The following is a 19,357-nucleotide window of genomic DNA, read 5'->3' as shown; positions in this document are numbered from 1 at the left end:
GGACCACGCTACCGGCCACTACGGTTGTGCCGATGCCCGAACAGATCCAGCCCGCCGAGCGGTTGCTCAACCTCGTCATCGCCCTGGTGCACACCCCGGGACGCATGACGAAGGAGCAGATCCGCCGCACCGTCGCGGGCTACGGCGACGCCGCCTCGGACGAGGCGTTCGAGCGGATGTTCGAGCGCGACAAGGACACCCTGCGCGAGCTCGGCATCCCCGTGACGACCGTGACCGCCGCCGGCCACGGCGACGACATCGGCTACCGCGTCGACCAGGACGCGTACGCCCTGCCGCCCCTGGAGCTGACGGCCGCCGAGCTCGGTGCGCTGTCGCTGGCCGCCGAGTTCTGGCAGGACCGCTCGGTCCGCGCGGACACGTCGCGGGCGCTGACCAAGCTGCGCGCGGTGGGCGCGGGCTCGGGCGCGACCGACCTCGCCGCGGGTCTCGTGCCGCGGGTGCGGGCCGGCGGCGACGCGTTCCGGCCCCTGCTGGACGCCGTGCAGGCACGGCAGCGGGTGCGGTTCACCTACCGCGCCGCGAACACCGGGGAGGTGCGCGAGCGCCTCGTCGAGCCGTGGCGGCTGGTGGCGCGCCGCGGCGGCTGGTTCCTGGTCGGCCGCGACGTCGACCGCGCGGCCCCCCGGTCGTTCCGCCTCAGTCGCATCGAGGGCCGCGTGCGTCCGGTCGGGGACGACGGCGCGTTCGACCCGCCCGCGGTGGAGCAGATGGAGACGGCCCTGCGGTCGTGGGACGCCGGGCGGGAGCGCACGGCGGTGCTGGCGCTCCGCCCGGAGCGGGCCGAGGCGCTGCGCGCGCGGGGCTCGGCGACCGCGCTGCCGGCCGACGCGGACCCGGCGCTGCGCGCGGTGGTGGCCGACCGCGACCTGGTCCGGGTGCCGTACCGCGCGACGTGGGAGCTCGCGGAGGAGGTCGCCGGGTACGGCGACGCTGTGCTCGTCGCGGACCCGCCGGAGCTGCGGGCGGCCGTCCTGCGGCTGCTGCGGAGCGCCGCGGCGCTGGCGGGTCCGGGCACCGGCGTGGGCGACGGCGCGGGGGAGGACGGACGTGGCTGAGCGGGCGAGCGAGCGGCTGCTGCGGCTGCTGGGGATGATCGGCTACCTGGACCGGCACGACGGCGTCCCGGTGGACCAGCTGGCGGAGCACTTCGGGGTGTCGTCGTCGCAGGTCATGGCGGACGTCGACACCCTCTGGATGAGCGGGACGCCCGGGTACTACCCGCACGACCTCATCGACTTCGACGCGGACTCCTACGACCGCGGCGAGATCCGGCTCACCGAGGCGCGCGGCATGACGCAGCCGCTGCGGCTGGGCACGCGGGAGGCGGTCACCCTGCTCGCCGCCCTCAGCGCCATGGTCGCGGACCTCGGCCCGACGCTCGAGCCGGAGCACGCGGCGGTCCTGCGGTCGGCGCTCGACAAGCTGGTGGCCGCGACGGGGGAGGCGGCGAACGCGGTGGACGTGCGGCTCGCGGTCGACGGGCTGCCGGAGGTGGTCGCGGCGATCCGCACCGCGCTCGCCCGGGGCCGGCGGCTGCGCATCCGGTACGTCAACGCCTCGGACGTCACCAGCGACCGGGACGTCGACCCGCTGCGCCTGACCACGAGCGACGAGCGCTCGTACCTCCAGGCGTGGTGCCTGCGTGCGGGCGACGAGCGGCTGTTCCGGCTGGACCGCGTGCTCGGCGCCGAGGTGCTCGACGTGCCGGCCGACCCGCACCCCGGGGCGGGACGCGGTGCCACCGCGGAGTTCCGGCCCGACCCGACGGGCGACGTCGTGACGCTGCACCTGCGGAGCACCGGCCGCTGGGTGGCCGAGACCGTCCCGGTGGAGGAGGTCCGCAACCTCTCCGACGGCTCGTTCGAGGTCGACGTGCGGGTGGTCCAGCCCGCGTTCCTGCGCAACCTGCTGCTGCAGGCGGCGGACGACCTGCTGGGCGTGCGACCGCCCGAGGTGGCGCGCGACGTCGCCGCCCGGGCCCAGGAGGCCCTGGCGGCCTACGGCCCGTTGGCCGGCACGGCGGGATAGGTTGGCCGGCATGGTGTGGGTCGTCGTGTGGGTGGTGCTCGTCCTGGGCACGCTCGTGGGTGCCTTCCTGCTCGGACGCGACCTGTGGCGCCGGGCCCGGGCGCTCGTGACGGAGCTCGAGCGCGCCTCGGCCGTGCTGGGCGAGCTGGCGGAGCACGCCTCGACGCTGGCCGAGCAGGCGCAGGAGGCCGAGCGCGCCGCCCGCGCCGCCCGGGAGGCGGTGCTGCTGCCCGAGCCCCGCGAGGCGCGCGCCCGGTGGTCGCGGCTGCGCGCCGAGGCCGCGGTGCGCCGCGAGCGGCGCCGCGCGCGCGACCGGGCGGTGCGGGAGACCTGGCGCGGCTACACGCGCTGACGCCCCGTGGCGTCGGGGGACGCCCGGGGGACGGCCTGTAGACTCACCTGACTGCTGATCCAGCACCAGGGAGTTCTGCCATGGCGAGGCTCTTCGAGCATCCCGTTTCGATCCTCATCCTGATCCTCATCATCGTCCTGCTGTTCGGCTCCAAGCGGCTGCCGGACCTGGCGAGCGGGATCGGCAAGTCCCTGCGGATCTTCAAGCGCGAGGTGCGCGACCTGGCGGACGACGACGACAAGCCCGGACGCGCGGACGCGACCGCGCAGCCGCCCGTCGCCCCCGTCGTGACGCCTCCCGCCCCGGGCGCGACCGGCACGCCCCTCGCGCCCCCGGTGGTCACGCCGCCGCCCGCGGCGCCGGCGCCCGGCACCACCGCGGAGCCCGGGACCACCGACCCTCGCCCCTGAAGCCCCCGTGGCCCTGCGTCGCCCCTCGGCCAACCCCGAGGGCAGGATGCCGCTGCGCGAGCACCTGATCGAGCTCCGCAAGCGGCTGGTCCTCGCCGCGCTCGGCGTCGTCGCCGGCGGCGTGCTCGGCTGGATCGCGTACGACCCGGTGTTCCGGTCGCTGCAGGACCCGCTGCTGGACGCCGCGGCCGAGCGCGACGTCGTGGCTTCGGTGAACTTCGCCGGCCTGGCGTCCGCGATGGACATGAAGTTCAAGGTCGCGCTGTTCATCGGCGCGCTCGTGTCGAGCCCGTGGTGGCTCTACCAGCTGTGGGCGTTCGTCACGCCGGGGCTCACCCGCCGGGAGCGCCGGTCGGCCGTCGGGTTCGTCGCCGTGGCGGTGCCGATGTTCCTGGCCGGTGCGGGGTTCGCCTGGTACGTGCTGCCGCGCGCCGTGGCCGTGCTGACCGAGTTCGTACCCGAGCAGGCGACGAACCTCATCGACGCCTCGACGTACCTGAGCTTCGTCATGCGGTTCGTGCTGGCGTTCGGTGTGGCGTTCCTGGTCCCCGTGCTCATGATCTGCCTCAACCTGGTCGGCCTGGTGCGCGGGTCGACGTGGCTCAAGGGGTGGCGCTGGGCGGTTCTCCTGTCGTGCATCTTCTCGGCGGTCATGACGCCGACGCCGGACGTGGTGACGATGCTCGTGCTCGCCGCGCCGACCGCCGGCCTCTACATGGCGGCGGTGGGGCTGTCGCTGCTGCGGGACCGGCGCGTCGACCGGCGCCTGGCCGCCGCCGACGCGTCGGACGGCGCGACCGGCCCGGACGGCGCGACCGGCCCGGACGGCACGGTGGGCCGGTGAGCCACGTCGGGGTCGTCGTGAACCCCGTCGCGGGCGTCGGGCGGGGGAGCGGGGTCGGTGCCGCGGCCATGCAGGAGCTGCGCCGTCGCGGTCACCACGTCGAGGACCTCACCGCACGGGACCTGCTGACCGCCACCGCGCACGCGCGCCGGGCGGCGGTTGCGGGGCTCGACGCGCTGGTCGTGGTCGGCGGCGACGGCCTGGTGCACCTCGGCGCGAACGTGGTCGCGGAGACGGACCTGCCGCTGGGCATCGTGGCCGGCGGCACCGGCAACGACGTCGCTCGGGCGCTCGGCCTGCCACGGGGGGACGTGACCGCGGCGGTGGCGGCGATCGAGCGGGCGCTGCTCGTGGGGCCCCGCGTGATCGACGCGGTGAGTGTCGGGCCGCCCACGCACAGCGCCCGCGAGTGGTATCTCGGGGCGCTGTCCTGCGGCATCGACGCCGCCGTCAACGCCCGCGCCAACGCGCTGCGGTGGCCGCGGGGCTCCGCCCGCTACGTCCGTGCCCTCGTGCCCGAGCTGCGGGCGTTCCGGCCGTACGGCTACCGCCTCACGACGGACGAGGGCGTGTGGGAGTCGGCCGGCACGGTCGTCGTCGTGGCCAACGGACCGTGGATCGGCGGGGGGATCCGGGTCGCGCCGGACGCCCGGCCGGACGACGGGCTGCTCGATGTGGTCGTGGCGGGCCCCGTCACCCGCGCCGGCGTGCTGCGGATCTTCCCCGGCATGTACGCGGGGCGGCACGTGCACCACCCGCAGGTCCAGGTGCTGCGCAGCCGGCGGGTGCTGGTCGAGCCCGCGCCCCACCTGGGCGGGACGCCCCCGGAGGCGCACGCCGACGGCGAGCGCATCGGCCCGCTGCCGCTCGTCGCGGAGGTCGTGCCGGGCGCCGTCCGGGTGCTCGCGCCGCGACCCACCTAGGCTGCAGGGGTGGCACGACGCGACCCCTCCCGCACCCCCCGCGACCCCGAGGAGCCCGCTCCCGCCGACCGGTACGCCGTGGCCCGCCGCCGCGCCCGGTCCGAACGCAGCGAGCTCGCCCGGTTCCGCGAGCTGCTGGACTTCCCCCTCGACGACTTCCAGGTCGAGGCCTGCGAGGCGCTGGAGCGCGGGAGCGGTGTGCTCGTCGCCGCGCCCACCGGTGCCGGGAAGACGGTCGTGGGCGAGTTCGCGGTGCACCTGGCGCTGCGGACCGGGCGCAAGGCGTTCTACACGACCCCGATCAAGGCCCTGTCGAACCAGAAGTACCACGACCTCGTGCGGCGCCACGGCGCGGACCAGGTCGGCCTGCTGACCGGCGACACCACGCAGAACGGCGAGGCGCCGGTGGTCGTCATGACCACCGAGGTGCTCCGCAACATGCTGTACGCGGGCTCGAGCACGCTCGACGGCCTGGGGTACGTGGTCATGGACGAGGTGCACTACCTGGCCGACCGGTTCCGCGGTCCGGTGTGGGAGGAGGTGATCATCCACCTGCCCGACGACGTGCAGCTGGTGTCGCTGTCCGCGACCGTCTCGAACGCCGAGGAGTTCGGCGACTGGCTGCGGACGGTGCGCGGGGACACGGCCGTGGTGGTGAGCGAGCACCGGCCGGTCCCGCTGGGGCAGCACGTGCTGGTGCGCGACGACCTGCTCGACCTGTACGCCGGCCACGTCGACCCCACGGCCCCCGGGGCGAACCCCCCGATCAACCCGGAGCTGGCGCACCTGCTGCGGCGGGCGGAGCGCTCGGGCGACGGCCCGCACCGGGGACGGAGGGGGCCGGGCGACCGCGGGTTCCGCGGGCCGGGCGGCCGACGGCGGGACGGTGGCGCGGCCGGGCCGTCGGGGCTCGGCGGCGTGCGCCCGGCCCCGCGTCCGGTCATGGTCGACGTGCTGGACGAGGCGGGGCTGCTGCCCGCGATCGTCTTCATCTTCTCGCGGGCCGGCTGCGACGCGGCGGTGGCGCAGTGCCTCGCGGGCGGGCTGCGGCTCACCTCCCCGGCGGAGCAGGAGGAGATCCGGGAGATCGCGGAGACCCGCTGCGCGTCCGTGCCCCGCGAGGACCTGGACGTGCTGGGGTACTGGGGCTTCCTCGACGGGCTGGTCCGGGGGGTCGCGCCGCACCACGCGGGGATGCTGCCGGCGTTCAAGGAGACGGTCGAGGAGGCGTTCGCGCGCGGCCTGGTCAAGGTCGTGTTCGCGACGGAGACGCTGGCGCTCGGCATCAACATGCCGGCGCGGTCGGTCGTCCTCGAGAAGCTCGTGAAGTGGGACGGCTCGCAGCACGTCGACATCACACCGGGGGAGTACACCCAGCTGACGGGCCGGGCGGGGCGCCGCGGCATCGACACGGAGGGTCACGCCGTCGTCGTGGGGCGCGGCGGGCTCGACCCGATGGCGCTGGCAGGCCTGGCGTCGAAGCGGCTGTACCCGCTGCGGTCCGCCTTCCGCCCGACCTACAACATGGCCGTCAACCTCGTGGCGCAGGTGGGCCGCGTGCGGGCCCGCGAGGTGCTCGAGACCTCCTTCGCGCAGTTCCAGGCGGACCGCGGGGTCGTCGGCCTCGCCCGCCAGGCGCAGAGCCACGCGGAGGCGCTCGAGGGCTACGCGGAGGCCATGTCGTGCCACCTGGGGGACTTCCGCGACTACTGGTCGCTGCGCCGGGAGCTGGGCGACCGGGAGCGCGGCGCGCACCGGGCCGCGGCGGGCGCGCGGCGGGAGGCGGCCGCTCGGAGCCTGGCGTCGCTCGCCGTCGGGGACGTCGTCGCGGTGCCGGGCGGCCGACGGTCCGTCCACGCCGTCGTGGTCGAGCCCGGGAGCGCCGGCGGCTTCGAGGGGGCCCGGCCCCTGGTCCTCACCACCGAGCGGGACGTGCGCCGCCTGTCCAGCCAGGACGTCGGGGACGGCGTGCGCACCGTCGGACGTCTCCGCGTGCCGAAGGGCTTCTCGCCCCGTGCGGCCTCGCACCGCCGCGACCTCGCTGCGTCGCTGCGGGCCGAGATCGCCGCCGGACGGGTCGAGGGGGCCGCGCCGCAGCGTCGCCGGGGCCGGCCGGCCGCGCAGGACGAGGACGAGGCGATCGCCGGGCTGCGGCGCCGGCTGCGCGCCCATCCCTGCCACGCGTGCCCCGACCGCGAGGAGCACGCGCGGTGGGCGGAGCGGTGGCAGCGGCTGGACGGCGAGCACCGTGCGCTCGTGCGGCGCATCGAGGGCAGGACCGGGTCGATCGCCACCGTGTTCGACCGGATCTGCGACGTGCTGGTCAGCCTCGGGTACCTCGAGAAGGTGCCCGACGAGGGCACCCGGGTCACCGAGGACGGGCGCTGGCTGCGCCGCCTGTACGCCGAGAACGACCTGCTGCTGGCGGAGTGCCTGCGCCGCGGCGCGTGGGAGGACCTCGACGTGCCAGGGCTGGCCGCGGCGGTGTCGGCCGTCGTGTACTCCGCCCGCCGCGACGACCGGGAACGCACCCCGGCCGTCCCGGGCGGCCCGGCGAGCCGTCTCGGCATCGCGCTGGATGCGACGACCCGGATCTGGTCCGAGCTGGACGACCTGGAGGGCGCGCACCGGCTCGAGACCGTGCAGCCGCTCGACCTGGGCCTCGTGCAGGCCGTGCACCGGTGGGCGGCGGGGCGCTCGCTCGACGCCGTCCTGCGGGACGCGGACCTGGCCGCGGGCGACTTCGTCCGCTGGTGCAAGCAGGTCGTCGACGTGCTCGACCAGGTGGCCAAGGCGGCTCCCGACCAGCGGGTCCGTCAGACGGCGCGGTCGGCGGTCGGGGCGGTGCGACGTGGGGTCGTCGCCTACGCGGGGACCTGACGGCGGGGCGGGGGGCGCGGCGCGGCGACGGCGTTCCCGGGCGACGCGACGCCGACGGGTGGGGTCGGCCCGCGTCCCCTATCGTGCGGTCGTGACCACCACGCTGTACCGGGGCGGCACGGTGCTGACGCCCGACGCCCCCGACGCGACGTCGATCCTCGTCTCCGGCGGCGAGGTCGCCTGGGTGGGGGGCACCGACGCGGCGGACGGCCTCGCGGACGCGGCCGACTCCGTCGTGGAGCTCGACGGTGCGCTGGTCACGCCCGGGTTCGTCGACGCCCACGTGCACGCGTTCGAGACCGGGCTCGCGCTCGACGGGGTGGATCTCGCCGACGCGTGCGGGGTCGACGACGTGCTCGCGCGCGTCCGGGACGCAGTGCGCGGGCCGGCCGGCCGGCGCGCGGCGGCCGGCGGCGCTCCGCTGGCGGGGTCGGGCTGGGACGACGCGGTCTGGCCCGAGGACCGGCCGCCCCGGCGGGACGAGCTCGACGCCGCCGGCGGTGGCGCACCGGTCTGGCTCGGGAGCGCGGACCGGACGGCTGCCGTGGTGTCGTCGTCCTTCGCGCGCGTGCTCGGGCTGGACGCGGTGCCCGGGTGGCGGGACGACGGCCTGGTGACCGGAGAGGCCCTGCGGGTGGCGTGGGGTGGCGTCCGGGAGGCGTCCGAGAGCCGCCGGACGGCCCTCGAGGACGTCGCGCTGCGGACCGCCGCGGGCTCCGGGGTGGTCGCGGTGCACGAGCACAGCGCCCCGGGGTCGGCCGCCCGCAGCGATCTGGCCGCACTGCTCGCGCGGACCGCCGACCCGGGCTCTGGACTGCCGCTGGTGGCGGGGTACCGCGCGGAGCTGTGCGTGACGACGGACGACGCCCGGGACCTGCTCGAGGAGCTGCCGGGGGTGCGGGGGATCGGTGGGGACCTCGCCGCCGACGGCACGATCCGCGCCAGGACCGCGGCGCTGCGGCAGCCGTACGACGACGCTCCGGGCCCGGGCGACCGGACGGGGGAGCTGCTGCTGACGGCGGAGCAGGTGAGCAACCACGTCGCGGCCGTGACCCGGGCCGGGGTGCAGGCGGCCTTCCGCCTGACGGGCGACCGTGCGGCGGCCGAGGTGCTGCTCGGCTTCCGGGCGGCGGCGGAGGTCGAGGGCGTCGAGGCGCTGCGGGCGGCCGGCCACCGGCTGGAGCGCGCGTCGATGCTGGACGCGCCGGCGCTCGCCACGCTCGTCCTGCTGGGGCTGACCGTGGCGGTCGAGCCGGTGCTGGACGCCGCGTGGGGAGGTGCCGACGGCCCCGCGGTCCGCCGTCTCGGGAGCGGCCGGGCCGCCTCGCTCCACCCCCTCGCGGACCTGCGGGCCGCCGGGGTGCCGCTCGCGTTCGGGTCCGGGAGCCCCCTGACGCCCTGCGGGCCCTGGGCGGCGGTGCGCGCGGCGGTCCGGCACCGGACACCGGACCAGCGGATCCCCGTCGCGGCGGCGGTGGAGGCCCACAGCCGTGGGGGCTGGCTCGCCGCGGGCCTCGGCGGCACGGGCGCGGGTGTGCTCCGTGCCGGTGCGCCCGCGCACCTGGCCGTGTGGCGCACGGAGCGCCCGGGGCTGCCGGCGCTGGACGCGCAGGACCCGGATCCCGCGTGCGTGCTGACGGTGCGTGCCGGCCACGTCCTGTTCGACGCGTCGGGCGTGACGGCGTGACTGACGGCGGGTGATCCGGCGGACGGGTGAACCGCGGGGGTGGGCCCGCGGCACGCGCTCACCCGGACGTGTCGTCCGACACGCCGGACGACACGCCGGGTCGACCTCGCGATCCGGACAATCCGGGCAGCGGGCTCCGGTGCTGGTGACGTGCCCGGACGTCCCTGACCAGCCCGCCGGCGCCCTTGACACGGCGGGACGGTTCGGTAGGTTCTCGGCAGTGGTCCGAACGGCGGCGCCCCCCACGGGGGCGCTCCGGAGGGGGCGGGGACCGGGCCACGTCGGGCTCCGGCCGGGCCCGCGTGTTCATCAGAGAACGCCGCACCGCTGAGCGGTGTCGTGCGGTACGAAGGACACGCGGGCCGGCCGGTCGGCCCGCGTCGCGCGCGTCGGTCCCGCCGCGCGCAGGGCGCGTCAGCCCGCCTCCGTGCGCGGCGCTACCTCAGCCCCGAGCGGACGAACGCGTCGACGACGTACCGCTGCAGGAACAGGTAGATCAGCAGGATCGGGACGCACGCCAGGCCCGACGCCGCCATGACGGCGCCCCAGTTGTTGCCCTCCGCACCCAGGAACGACCGGATGCCGACCTGGACCAGCTGGTCCGTGGACCGCAGCACGAGCGACGGCCAGAGGTACTCGTTCCACGCCGAGATGAACAGCATGATCGCCAGCGCGGCCAGTGCGGGCTGCATGTTCGGCACCACGACCCGCCACAGCGTGCCCCAGGACGACCGACCGTCCATCTGGGCGGCGTCGAGCAGGTCGGTCGGGAACGCCTGCATGTGCTGCCGCATCAGCAGCACGGCGAACGCCGAGCACAGGTTCGGCACCACCACGCCGGCCACGGTGTCCAGCAGGCCGAGGCGTGACACCAGCAGGTAGTTCGGGATCATCGTGACCTGGAACGGCACCAGCCAGGACCCCACGAAGAGCAGGAAGAGGAGCTTGCGTCCCGGGAACGACCACCGGGCGAACCCGTAGGCCGCGAGGATCGCGACCAGCAGCTGCGCGACGGACAGCACGAGCGCCATGCCGAACGTGTGGAGCAGCATCGACCCGAGCGGGATGGCCTCCCAGACGTACCGGAGGTTGTCCAGGCTCACGGGCCAGACCACCGGGTTCTGGGACAGTGCGTCCTCCGGGTCGCGCAGCGCGGTGGCGAACATCCAGTAGACCGGGAGCACGCTGACCAGCGCGAGCACGACGAGCAGCAGATGCGCGCCGGACAGCCCCGCGAGCCGGGCGAGCCCGCGGGGCCGCTCGGACACGGCGGACGGGGGTGCGGCGGGCACGCGCACCGTGGGCGCGGGCAGGACGACGAAGGCCATGACGGTCTCCTCCTTCAGCTGTCGTAGAAGCTCAGGCGCTCGGACAGCTCGACGAACACGGCCGCGACGACCGCGAAGCCGACGAAGAAGACCGTCCCGGCTGCGGCCGACAACCCGGCGTCGAAGTTCCGGAACCCGAACTGGTAGAGCAGGTAGTAGATGGTCGTCGACGCGGTCCCGGGCCCGCCCTGGGTGAGGATGTCGATGACCGGGTAGGTCCACTGGGCCGACAGCAGGATCGTCATGAGCGCCAGGAACACGAGCGTCGGGGAGAGTAGCGGCAGCGTGATCCGCCACGTGATCGTGCTCGGCCCGGCCCCGTCCACCGACGCCGCCGAGGCGTAGTCCGGGTTGATGCCCGCGAGGCCGGCGGACACCACCAGCACGCCGAACCCGAGCATCTGCCAGCCGACGATCACGATGACCGCCCAGATGACCGTCGACGGGTCGCGGAAGACGTTGCCGATCTCGATGCCGGCCGAGCGCAGCGCCTCGGTGATCGCGCCGCCCTCCTCGGCGAGGAGCCACCGCCACACGGCGCTCGTGGCGACCGGGGTGATGAGGAACGGGACGAAGATCAGCGCCTGGTAGACGGTCCGGGCCCGTCCGGTGACCCGGCGCGCGACGAGCGCGATCACGAGCGGCAGCACCACCGAGAACACCAGGAAGGCTCCGGTGCAGAGCAGTGTGTTGCGCAGCGCGGCGTGCAGCTCGGGCAGCGCGAGCACGTCGGCGTAGTTCTGCCCGCCGACGAACGTCATCGGCGACGTCGGGACCAGATTCCAGTCGTACACCGACAGCCGGAACGTCTCGACGAGCGGCTTGTAGACCCACACCACCAGCAGCGCGACGGCCGGCAGCAGGTACAGGTACGGCACGAGCCGGCGTGCGGACCGCCGACCGGCGGAGGAGACGGCGGTGACGGGTCCCGTCGCCTCCTCCGCCGGAGCAGCCGACCCGGCGGAGGCCGGGGGGTCGAGGACGAGGAACACGGCGCGTCAGCCCTCCACCGACGCGGCGACGGCAGCGAGCTGCTGCTCCTCGGACATCGCCAGGAACGCGGCGAGCTGCTCGGCCGACATCTCGTAGACGGTCGGGAACCGGCCGATCGGCACCACCGAGTGCACCACGCGGTCGCCGTAGACGTGCACCAGGTTGTACGCCTGCCCGCCGTCCTGGCCGCGGGCGGCGGGGTACCGCACCTGCAGGTCCTGCGTGTAGCAGGTGGCGGACGCGACGGACACCGGCACCCCGGCGAACGTCGAGGTGGTCGAGTAGTGCAGGTGGCCGCCCAGGACGCCGCGCACGTCCGTGCCGCGGACCACCTCGGCGAGCCGCTCCTGGTCACGGAGCTCGACCAACGCGATCAGCCCGAGCGGGCTCGGCACCGGCGGGTGGTGCAGCGCGAGCAGCGTGCCGTGCGGCGCCGGGGTCGCGAGCACGTCCCGCAGCCAGGCGAGCTGGGCCTCGTCGATCTCGCCGTAGTGCTGCCCCGGGACCGTGGAGTCGAGGACGACGACCCTCAGGCCCGCGACGTCGTGCACCCGGTCGACGGGTGCGGTGCCGTCCTGGTCGAGCAGCCCGTTCCGGAACGCGCCGCGCTCGTCGTGGTTGCCCATCACCCAGATGACCTCGGCGCCCACGGCGGCCGCGGCCGGCTCCACCATGGCCCGGAGCCGGGCGTAGGCGTCCGGGCGGCCCGTGTCGGCGAGGTCGCCGGTGAAGACGATCGCGTCAGGACGCGCGCCCGACCTCGCCAGTCCCTCGAGCAGCAGGGCGAGGTTCGCGTCGGGGTCGACGACCTCGTGGAGCGTCGCGCCGTCGGCGACGAAGTGGGTGTCGCTGATGTGCAGGATCGTGTGGTCGGGCAGGCCGTGCTGGCTGTGCAGCGCGCTCATCGGGGGTCCTCCACGAGGGTCGGGATGGTGCCGGGGGATGCATCGACGGCCTGCTCGGCCGGCTCGACCAGCCGGGCGCGCAGCGCCGCCAGGTCGTCGTCCGTGAGCCCGTGGGCCACGAGATAGGCCGCCGCGGAGCCGTGCTCCGCCTCGACCCGCGCGAGCAGGGCGGTCAGCACCGGCTCCGGGCTCGCCGTGACGATCTCGACGACGCCGGGCGGCAGCTCGTCGCCGGGGCCGAGCGACGACGCGGCCGCGAGCGCCTCCCGGGCCCAGTCGCCGGCCAGGTGCTCCGCGCTGCGGCCGTAGTCGGCGGCGACGGCCTCCACCGGGACGCCGACCGCCCGCAGGGCGAGCGCGACGACCAGACCCGTGCGGTCCTTGCCGGCCGTGCAGTGCACGATCGAGGCGCCGTCGCCCGCCCGGGCCAGGACGGCGACCGCGCGGGCCAGGGCCTCCCCGCGCTGGTCCACCATCGCGTCGTACAGCGTGGCCAGGTCGATCCGTCCGGTGACCAGCGTCGCGGGGGAGGCCTCCCCGAGCACGGGGAGGTGCGCCACCTGCACGTCGAGGCCGTCGAGCCGGTTCGGCGCCGCGAGCAGCTCGCGCTCGTCCCGCAGGTCGACGACCAGCCGGACGCCGCGACGGGCGAGGTCCGCGAGATCGCCCTCGGACAGCCGGTGCAGGGCGTCCGAGCGGAGCAGCACGCCCCACCGGGTGCGGCCGACGACGGCGCCCGCCGCGTCGAGCACCGGGTACCCGCCCGTGTCGCGGAGGTTGTACGTGCCCTCGAGGGCGATCAGCCGGTCCGTGCCGGGCAGGGAGCCGGTGGCGCTCACTCGGTGATCAGCTCCTGCGCCCGTTCCTGGGCCTCGGCCATCGTGGCGGCCGGGTCCTCGCCGTAGAACACCGAGTCCTCGATCGCGGCCGCCAGCAGATCGTCGACCTGGACGTAGGAGTCGCCCGGGTAGGAGACCCACGGCTCCAGGTCGTCGAGCTGGTCGAGGTTGGGCTGCACGAGCGGGTTGGACCGGGTCCACTCGTGCAGGGCCCCGCCCTCGTCGGTGAGCGACGTGCGCAGCGGGAGGTAGCCGATGCCTGTCGCGATCTTCTCGTAGGCGTGATCGCTCGTCATGAAGGTCATGAACTCCCACGACGCGCGCTGCTCGGCCGGGTCCTCGCTGAACATGAACAGGGCCGAGCCGGAGTTCGTGGGGACGACCTGCTGGTCGCCGAGGGCCGGCATCCCCGCGCTCGCCAGCGTCCAGCCGCCGGCGTCCGCGGCCGCCATGTACGTCGACTGCAGGGCCGAGGTGTTGAGCTGGAGCACGGTCTCCCCGCGCGCGAACGACTCGTACTGGGCGGTCGTGTCCTCGTTGGCCAGCACGCCGGCGTCGAACAGGTCGCGCAGCTCCTGCACGGCCGCGACCGCTCCGTCCTCGCCGAACTCGATCGTGGTGCGGTCCTCGCTGAGCACCCGGCCGCCGGCGGACCGGATCATGCCCTGCATGCACCACGAGCCGCCCTTCACCGCGCACGAGATCGACAGCGACGGCGTGCCGGTCTGCGCGGTGACGGCTGCGGCGGCCTCCTCGACGGCGTCCCAGGTCGAGAGGTCCACGTCGGCGGGGAGACCGGCGGCCTCCAGCGCCGAGGCGTTGTAGAACAGCACCGGCGTCGAGAACACGTACGGCATGCCATAGAGCTCGCCGTCCCAGTCACCCAGGACGGCGGCCCGCTCGTGCATCGGGTGCTCGCCGCCGAGCGCCTCGTCGACCGCGTCGGAGCCGACCAGCCGCTCGACCGGCTGCGCTCCGAGCTCCGTGACGGCGAAGTCGAGGGCGTCGAAGGTGAGCTGGGCGACGTCCGGCGGGTTGCCCGCGAGCATCTGCGTCTGCACGGACCCGACCGTGTTGGTTCCGGCGGTCCCGGTCGTCTGGGTCGGCTGGGTCGTGACGGTGATGTTCGGGTGCTCGGCCTCGAAGTCGTCGACGAGGCCTTCGATCGTGTCCGTCCAGGCCCCGGCCTGGAGCAGGTTGTAGCTCTCGAAGACGATCTCGACCTGCTGGTCCGGGTCGAGCGCGGGGATCACGTCGGAGGTGCTCGCGGCGGTCGTGGTGCCGGCGGTCGTGCAGCCGGTCAGCGCGAGCGCCGTGACGCCGGCCACGGCCAGCGTGCGCGTACGGGCAGGGGTGTGCATGGGGGTCTCCTGCGTTCGGGGGCGGTGCGGGATGGGTGGGGTGGCGGTGCGGGTGGGGTGCTGGTGCCGGCGCGGGGCCGTGTCAGGCGACCGCGAGGGCGGGGTCGCCCACGGGCGTGCTCTCCGGGCTGGGCACCCACTCGAGGCGCCGGCCGGTCGACCTGTCGAACAGGTGGGTGTGCGCGACGGCGGCCCGGAGCCGGGCGCGGTCGCCGACCCGGACGGCCACCTCGCGGGACGCTCGGACCGCCAGGCGCCCGCTGCCGCTGCGGACGTAGACGACCTGCTCGCTGCCGAGGTTCTCGACGGTGTCCACGACCCCGTCGACCGCGACGCCCGGGTCTGCACCCGCGGGCCCCGTCGGGTCGACGAACCTCAGGTGGTCGGGCCGGACGCCGAGCACCGCGTCGAGTGGCGGCGTCTCCCCGGGCCAGAGCAGCCCGGCGACGTCGGGTGCCGACACGTGGACGGAGCCGCCGTGCGACGTGAGCGAGGCGTCCACGAGGTTCATCGCCGGGCTGCCGAGGAACCCGGCGACGAACACCGACGCGGGCCGGTCGTACACCTCGGCGGGCGTCCCCAGCTGCTCGAGGTCACCGTCGTTCAGGACGGCGATCCGCGTCGCCATCGTCATGGCCTCGACCTGGTCGTGCGTCACGTAGACGAACGTGGCGCCGAGGCGTCGGTGCAGGTCGGTCAGCTCTTGCCGTGTGGCGGTCCGGAGCTTGGCGTCGAGGTTCGACAGCGGCTCGTCCATGAGGAACGCACGGGGAGCACGGACCAGGGCGCGGCCGACCGCCACGCGCTGCCGCTGGCCGCCGGACAGCTGGCGGGGCTTGCGCCGCAGCAGGTGGTCGATCTCCAGGCTCCTCGCGACCTCCGCGATCCGGGTCGCGATCTCGGGTGCCGGGACCCGACGCACCTTCAGCGGGAAGGCGAGGTTCTTCGCGACGGACAGGTGCGGGTAGAGCGCGTAGCTCTGGAACACCATGGCGAGGTCGCGTCGCTTGGACGGCTCGTGGGTCACGTCACGGCCGTCCACCAGCACCTGGCCGGCGGTCGGCTCGAGGAGGCCGGCGAGCATCCGCAGCAGGGTCGTCTTGCCGCAGCCGCTGGGCCCGAGCAGGACGAGGAAGTCCCCGTCCTCGATCGCGAGGTCGACGCTGTTCACGGCGACGGTGGTGCCGAAGCGGCGGGCGAGGCCGCGGATCTCGATGGCGCTCATCGGTCCTCCGGGATGGAACGGCGTTCCACTCCGGTCATCTGGTGCGGAGTGGCGTTACATCCGCAGCATGGGCCTCATCCGTGAACGGCGGGTGTGCGGGAGGAGAACCCTCGGCCCCCCGTTCCGGAACTCTGCCGCACCGGACCCGGCCGCCGGCCGGGACCCGGTCAGAGCTCCGCCGGACCGTCCTCGTCGTCGTCCGCGACCAGACCGAGGACGGCGTCCCGGGCGCGGCGGCCGGCGTCCGCGGATGCGGCGGTGCGCTCCGACACGGCGATCTGGAGCGCGGACAGCAGCAGGATCTGGGCGAGGTTCCCGGTCACCGAACCGGTCTCCCACGACCCGTACGACGCCCCGACCACCAGGGTGTGCGTCGCGGCGCGCCCGAGCCGTGACCGCGCGTACCCCGTGACGCCGACGACCGTCGCTCCCGCGGCCACGGCGCTGTCCACGGCGTGCAGCGTCACGGCGTTCATCCCGCTGTCGCTCACCGCTAGGCACACGTCGGCGGGGGACAGCAGCGTCCCGGTCAGCTGCTGGGTCACCGCGTCGACCGGCGCCTCGCACGACCGCCCTGACACCAGCAGGCGCAGCGCGACCATCTGCGCGGCCGGCGCCGACCCGCCGTTGCCGACCACCAGCACCCTCGGTGCGTGCGCGATCGCGTCGGCAGCCCGCTCGAACGCCTCGAGATCCAGCGACCCGGGTGCGTCCCGCAGCTCGTCGGCCGCCCGGGCGAACAGGGCCGCGACCCGGTGCGCCGGAGCCGGACCCGCCGCGTGCTCGGCAGCCGCGGCGTGTGCGGCGCCCGCGTCGCGCAGCAGCAGCAGGCGCAGGTGCTGGAATCCCTTGAACCCGAGCGTCTGGCACGCCCGCACGACGGTCGCCGAGGACGTGGCCGTGCGGGCCGCCAGGTCGCCCACGGACAGCAGGGCCACCTCCTGCGGCGCCCGGACGCACTCCTCGGCCACGCGTCGCTCGCCGGGCCCCAGCGACGGCAGGATCGACGCGATCAGAGCGACCGTGCCACCCACGGGCGGCTCGACGGCGGGCGTGGCGGTGTTCACCGGGCATGCTTACCACGAGGGGAGCGGCTCCCGGCTGGGGTGCCGGGAGGGCCCCGAGGGCGAGCCTGCGGCCGGTGACAGACGTGTGCCGTACCCTGGCGCGGTGCCTGCTCGTGACCCCTCCCGCTGGTGGAGCGCGGTCCAGGCGCTCGCCGGGGGGCTGCTGACCTGGACGGCGTTCCCCGACCTGGGCTGGTGGTGGGCCGCCCCGCTCGGCATGGCCCTGCTGCTGCTCGCGATGCGGCGCGACAGCGCCCGGTGGAACGCGCTGCTCGGCCTCGTCTGGGGCGCGGCGTTCTTCCTCCCGCTGCTCACCTGGGTCGACGTCTCGATCGGCGTCGTGCCGTGGGTCGCGCTGTCCCTGGCCGAGGCCGGCTTCGTCGCGCTGTTCGGCGCGGCGTGGTCGTGGGCCCGGCGCGGGGAGGCCGTGTGGCGGCGCGCGTCGCTGCAGCTCGTGGTGTTCACGGTCCTGTGGGTGGCCGTCGAGGAGCTCCGGTCGCTCTGGCCGTTCGGCGGCTTCCCGTGGGGACGGCTGGCGTTCTCCCAGGCCGACTCGCCGCTGCTCGCGCTGGCCCGGCTGGGCGGCGCGCCGCTCGTCTCCGCCGTCGTCGTGGCGGCGGGCGCCGCGCTGGCCCTGGCCTGGCTCGCCGCCCGCCGGTTCGCCCTGCTCCCGGCCCTCGGCCGGCTCGCCGTGGCCGCGGTGCTCGTCGGCGGCGGGCTGCTGGTGCCCATGGACACCCGGGCGGAGAACGGCACGCTCATGGTCGGCGCGGTGCAGGGCAACGTGTCGGAGCCGGGCCTGCACGCGTTCGACAACCGGCGCGAGGTCCTCGACAACCACGTCGCCGGCACGCACGCCCTGCTCGACCAGATCGCGCCGGGCGACCTCGACCTGGTGCTGTGGCCCGAGAACGGCACCGACATCGACCCGCAGGTGGACGCCGAGGCCGCCGCCGCCATCGACGGCGCCGCGCGCGAGGTCGGCGCGCCGCTGCTGGTCGGCACGATCGAGTACCCGGAGTCCGGCGGGCGCTACAACACGTCGCTGCTGTGGGTGCCGGGCACCGGTCCCGTGGCGCGGTACTCCAAGCAGCACCCGGCCCCCTTCGCGGAGTACATCCCGCTGCGCGACCTCGTTCGGCCGTTCTCCTCGGCCGTGGACCTGGTCCGCAACGACATGCTGGCGGGCACGGAGCCCGGGGTGGTGCCCCTGGAGTCCGCGCGGCTCGGCCGGACCGTCGTCATCGGGGACGTCATCTGCTTCGAGGTGGCCTACGACCCGCTGGTCCGCGAGAGCGTGCGGGAGGGGGCGGAGGTCCTGGTCGTGCAGACCAACAACGCGAACTTCGGGTACTCGGCCGAGTCGACCCAGCAGCTGGCGATGTCCCGGCTGCGGGCCGTCGAGAGCGGCCGGGCGACCGTGCAGGTGTCGACTGTCGGCGTCAGCGCCGTGATCAGCCCCAACGGGACGGTCGCCGCCGACACCGGGCTGTTCACCGCCGAGCAGCTGGTCGCGCGCCTGCCGCTGCGCGAGTCGCTGACGCCCGCGACCCGGCTCGGCGCGTGGCCGAGCCTGCTCGTCGGCGTGCTGGCCGTGGCGATGACGGTCGCGGGTGCCGCCGGGGCCGCGCGGGTGCGCCGCGCCGACCGCCCGGAGGGCGCCGCGTGACCGCCGCCGCCCGCGTGCTCGTCGTCGTCCCCACGTACGACGAGCGCGACAGCCTCCCGCACGCGCTCGAGGCCCTCGCCCGCTGGGTGCCCGACGCGGACGTGCTGGTCGTCGACGACGCGTCCCCGGACGGGACCGGCGAGCTGGCCGAGCGGATCGCGGCGAGCGACGCGACCGAGCGCGGGCGCCGGGCGGTGCACGTCCTGCACCGCGCGGGCAAGCAGGGCCTGGGCACCGCGTACGTCGCCGGGTTCCGCTGGGGGCTGGAGCGCGGGTACGACGTCCTGGTCGAGATGGACGCCGACGGCTCGCACCGCGCCGAGGACCTGCCGGCGCTGCTCGCCCGCGTGCCCACGGCGGACCTGGTGATCGGGTCGCGGTGGGTCAGGGGCGGGCGGGTGGTCAACTGGCCGCTGCACCGGCAGCTGCTGTCCCGCGGGGCCAACGTGTACGCGCGCGTCGCGATGGGCCTGCCGGTGCGGGACTCCACCGCGGGGTTCCGCGCCTACCGCGCGGAGACGCTCGCGGGTCTCGCTCTCGGCGAAGTCGCGTCGCACGGGTACTGCTTCCAGATCGACATGGCCTGGCGGGTCGTGCTCGCCGGCGGGAGCGTCGTCGAGGTGCCCATCACGTTCGTCGAGCGCGCCGAGGGCCGGTCGAAGATGAGCCGCGCCATCGTGGGGGAGGCGCTGGTGCGCGTGACGGTCTGGGGCGCCCGGCGCCGGTGGCAGCAGCTGCGGGGCCTCCTGCGGGCGGGGAGCCGCACGGCAGGACGGTGAGGCGTCCCCGGACCCGGGTCCGGGCGGGCGCCGGGCTGCACGACGA

17 protein-coding genes are annotated in these 19,357 nt (G+C 75.4%); 10 read left to right on the top strand and 7 right to left on the bottom strand.

Going from position 1 to position 19,357, the window contains the following annotated elements; all coding sequences use genetic code 11:
- Positions 1 to 32: 32 nt before the first annotated feature.
- The 8 genes from K5O09_RS09940 to K5O09_RS09905 all read left to right on the top strand — a co-directional run bounded on the left by K5O09_RS09940 (position 33) and on the right by K5O09_RS09905 (position 9,145).
- Positions 33 to 1,076: a YafY family protein gene (locus K5O09_RS09940; RefSeq protein ID WP_222169415.1), complete on the top strand. Its 1,044-nt coding sequence runs from the start codon at positions 33 to 35 to the stop codon at positions 1,074 to 1,076.
- Positions 1,069 to 2,049: a YafY family protein gene (locus K5O09_RS09935; protein ID WP_222169414.1), complete on the top strand. Its 981-nt coding sequence runs from the start codon at positions 1,069 to 1,071 to the stop codon at positions 2,047 to 2,049. Before K5O09_RS09940 ends, K5O09_RS09935 begins: the two co-directional genes overlap by 8 nt.
- Before the next feature lie 10 nt (positions 2,050 to 2,059).
- Positions 2,060 to 2,401: a hypothetical protein gene (locus tag K5O09_RS09930; protein WP_222169413.1), complete on the top strand. Its 342-nt coding sequence runs from the start codon at positions 2,060 to 2,062 to the stop codon at positions 2,399 to 2,401.
- Between the two features lie 80 nt (positions 2,402 to 2,481).
- On the top strand, positions 2,482 to 2,811 hold the full coding sequence (gene tatA / locus K5O09_RS09925) for a twin-arginine translocase TatA/TatE family subunit (protein WP_222169412.1): 330 nt from the start codon (positions 2,482 to 2,484) through the stop codon (positions 2,809 to 2,811).
- Positions 2,812 to 2,818: 7 nt separating this feature from the next.
- The gene (gene tatC, locus K5O09_RS09920; protein ID WP_370635419.1) at positions 2,819 to 3,655 is read left to right on the top strand and encodes a twin-arginine translocase subunit TatC; all 837 of its coding nucleotides are present in this window, start codon (positions 2,819 to 2,821) and stop codon (positions 3,653 to 3,655) included.
- The gene (locus tag K5O09_RS09915; RefSeq protein ID WP_222169411.1) at positions 3,652 to 4,578 is read left to right on the top strand and encodes a diacylglycerol kinase family protein; all 927 of its coding nucleotides are present in this window, start codon (positions 3,652 to 3,654) and stop codon (positions 4,576 to 4,578) included. The genes tatC and K5O09_RS09915 overlap by 4 nt, the downstream gene beginning before the upstream one ends.
- Before the next feature lie 9 nt (positions 4,579 to 4,587).
- Positions 4,588 to 7,458, top strand: coding sequence for an RNA helicase (locus tag K5O09_RS09910; protein WP_222169410.1), 2,871 nt, complete (start codon positions 4,588 to 4,590; stop codon positions 7,456 to 7,458).
- Between the two features lie 91 nt (positions 7,459 to 7,549).
- Positions 7,550 to 9,145 carry an amidohydrolase gene (locus tag K5O09_RS09905; RefSeq protein WP_222169409.1) on the top strand — a complete coding sequence of 532 codons (1,596 nt, stop codon included), beginning with the start codon at positions 7,550 to 7,552 and terminating at the stop codon, positions 9,143 to 9,145.
- A gap of 437 nt (positions 9,146 to 9,582) precedes the next feature.
- Here the strand turns inward: K5O09_RS09905 and K5O09_RS09900 are convergent, their stop codons facing one another.
- From K5O09_RS09900 to K5O09_RS09870, 7 genes are all read right to left on the bottom strand, one after another.
- Positions 9,583 to 10,473, bottom strand: coding sequence for a carbohydrate ABC transporter permease (locus tag K5O09_RS09900; protein ID WP_222169408.1), 891 nt, complete (start codon positions 10,471 to 10,473; stop codon positions 9,583 to 9,585).
- Positions 10,474 to 10,487: 14 nt separating this feature from the next.
- A complete protein-coding gene (locus tag K5O09_RS09895; RefSeq protein WP_222169407.1) occupies positions 10,488 to 11,465 on the bottom strand; it encodes a carbohydrate ABC transporter permease in 978 nt (325 codons plus the stop codon).
- A gap of 6 nt (positions 11,466 to 11,471) precedes the next feature.
- The gene (locus tag K5O09_RS09890; RefSeq protein WP_222169406.1) at positions 11,472 to 12,371 is read right to left on the bottom strand and encodes a phosphodiesterase; all 900 of its coding nucleotides are present in this window, start codon (positions 12,369 to 12,371) and stop codon (positions 11,472 to 11,474) included.
- Positions 12,368 to 13,210 (bottom strand): tyrosine-protein phosphatase, encoded by an 843-nt coding sequence (locus K5O09_RS09885; protein WP_255595204.1) that lies wholly within the window; start codon positions 13,208 to 13,210, stop codon positions 12,368 to 12,370. The genes K5O09_RS09890 and K5O09_RS09885 overlap by 4 nt, the downstream gene beginning before the upstream one ends.
- Positions 13,207 to 14,571 carry an extracellular solute-binding protein gene (locus K5O09_RS09880; RefSeq protein WP_222169405.1) on the bottom strand — a complete coding sequence of 455 codons (1,365 nt, stop codon included), beginning with the start codon at positions 14,569 to 14,571 and terminating at the stop codon, positions 13,207 to 13,209. Before K5O09_RS09880 ends, K5O09_RS09885 begins: the two co-directional genes overlap by 4 nt.
- 82 nt (positions 14,572 to 14,653) lie before the next feature.
- Complete coding sequence (locus tag K5O09_RS09875; RefSeq protein WP_222169404.1) at positions 14,654 to 15,796, bottom strand: ABC transporter ATP-binding protein; 1,143 nt, start codon at positions 15,794 to 15,796, stop codon at positions 14,654 to 14,656.
- A 167-nt stretch (positions 15,797 to 15,963) separates the two neighbouring features.
- Positions 15,964 to 16,863 (bottom strand): MurR/RpiR family transcriptional regulator, encoded by a 900-nt coding sequence (locus K5O09_RS09870; RefSeq protein WP_222169403.1) that lies wholly within the window; start codon positions 16,861 to 16,863, stop codon positions 15,964 to 15,966.
- Between the two features lie 103 nt (positions 16,864 to 16,966).
- Between K5O09_RS09870 and lnt the strand changes: the two genes are divergently transcribed.
- Together lnt and K5O09_RS09860 are read left to right on the top strand one after the other, a co-directional pair.
- Positions 16,967 to 18,532 (top strand): apolipoprotein N-acyltransferase, encoded by a 1,566-nt coding sequence (gene lnt, locus K5O09_RS09865; protein ID WP_222169402.1) that lies wholly within the window; start codon positions 16,967 to 16,969, stop codon positions 18,530 to 18,532.
- On the top strand, positions 18,529 to 19,311 hold the full coding sequence (locus K5O09_RS09860) for a polyprenol monophosphomannose synthase (protein WP_255595203.1): 783 nt from the start codon (positions 18,529 to 18,531) through the stop codon (positions 19,309 to 19,311). The genes lnt and K5O09_RS09860 overlap by 4 nt, the downstream gene beginning before the upstream one ends.
- The last annotated feature ends 46 nt before the right edge of the window (positions 19,312 to 19,357 follow it).

The sequence above is a fragment of the Cellulomonas sp. C5510 genome (assembly GCF_019797765.1).
Lineage (GTDB): Bacteria > Actinomycetota > Actinomycetes > Actinomycetales > Cellulomonadaceae > Cellulomonas.
The sequence above is the reverse complement of the archived record's forward strand: the minus strand, read 5'-3'. Positions and strand labels throughout refer to the sequence as shown.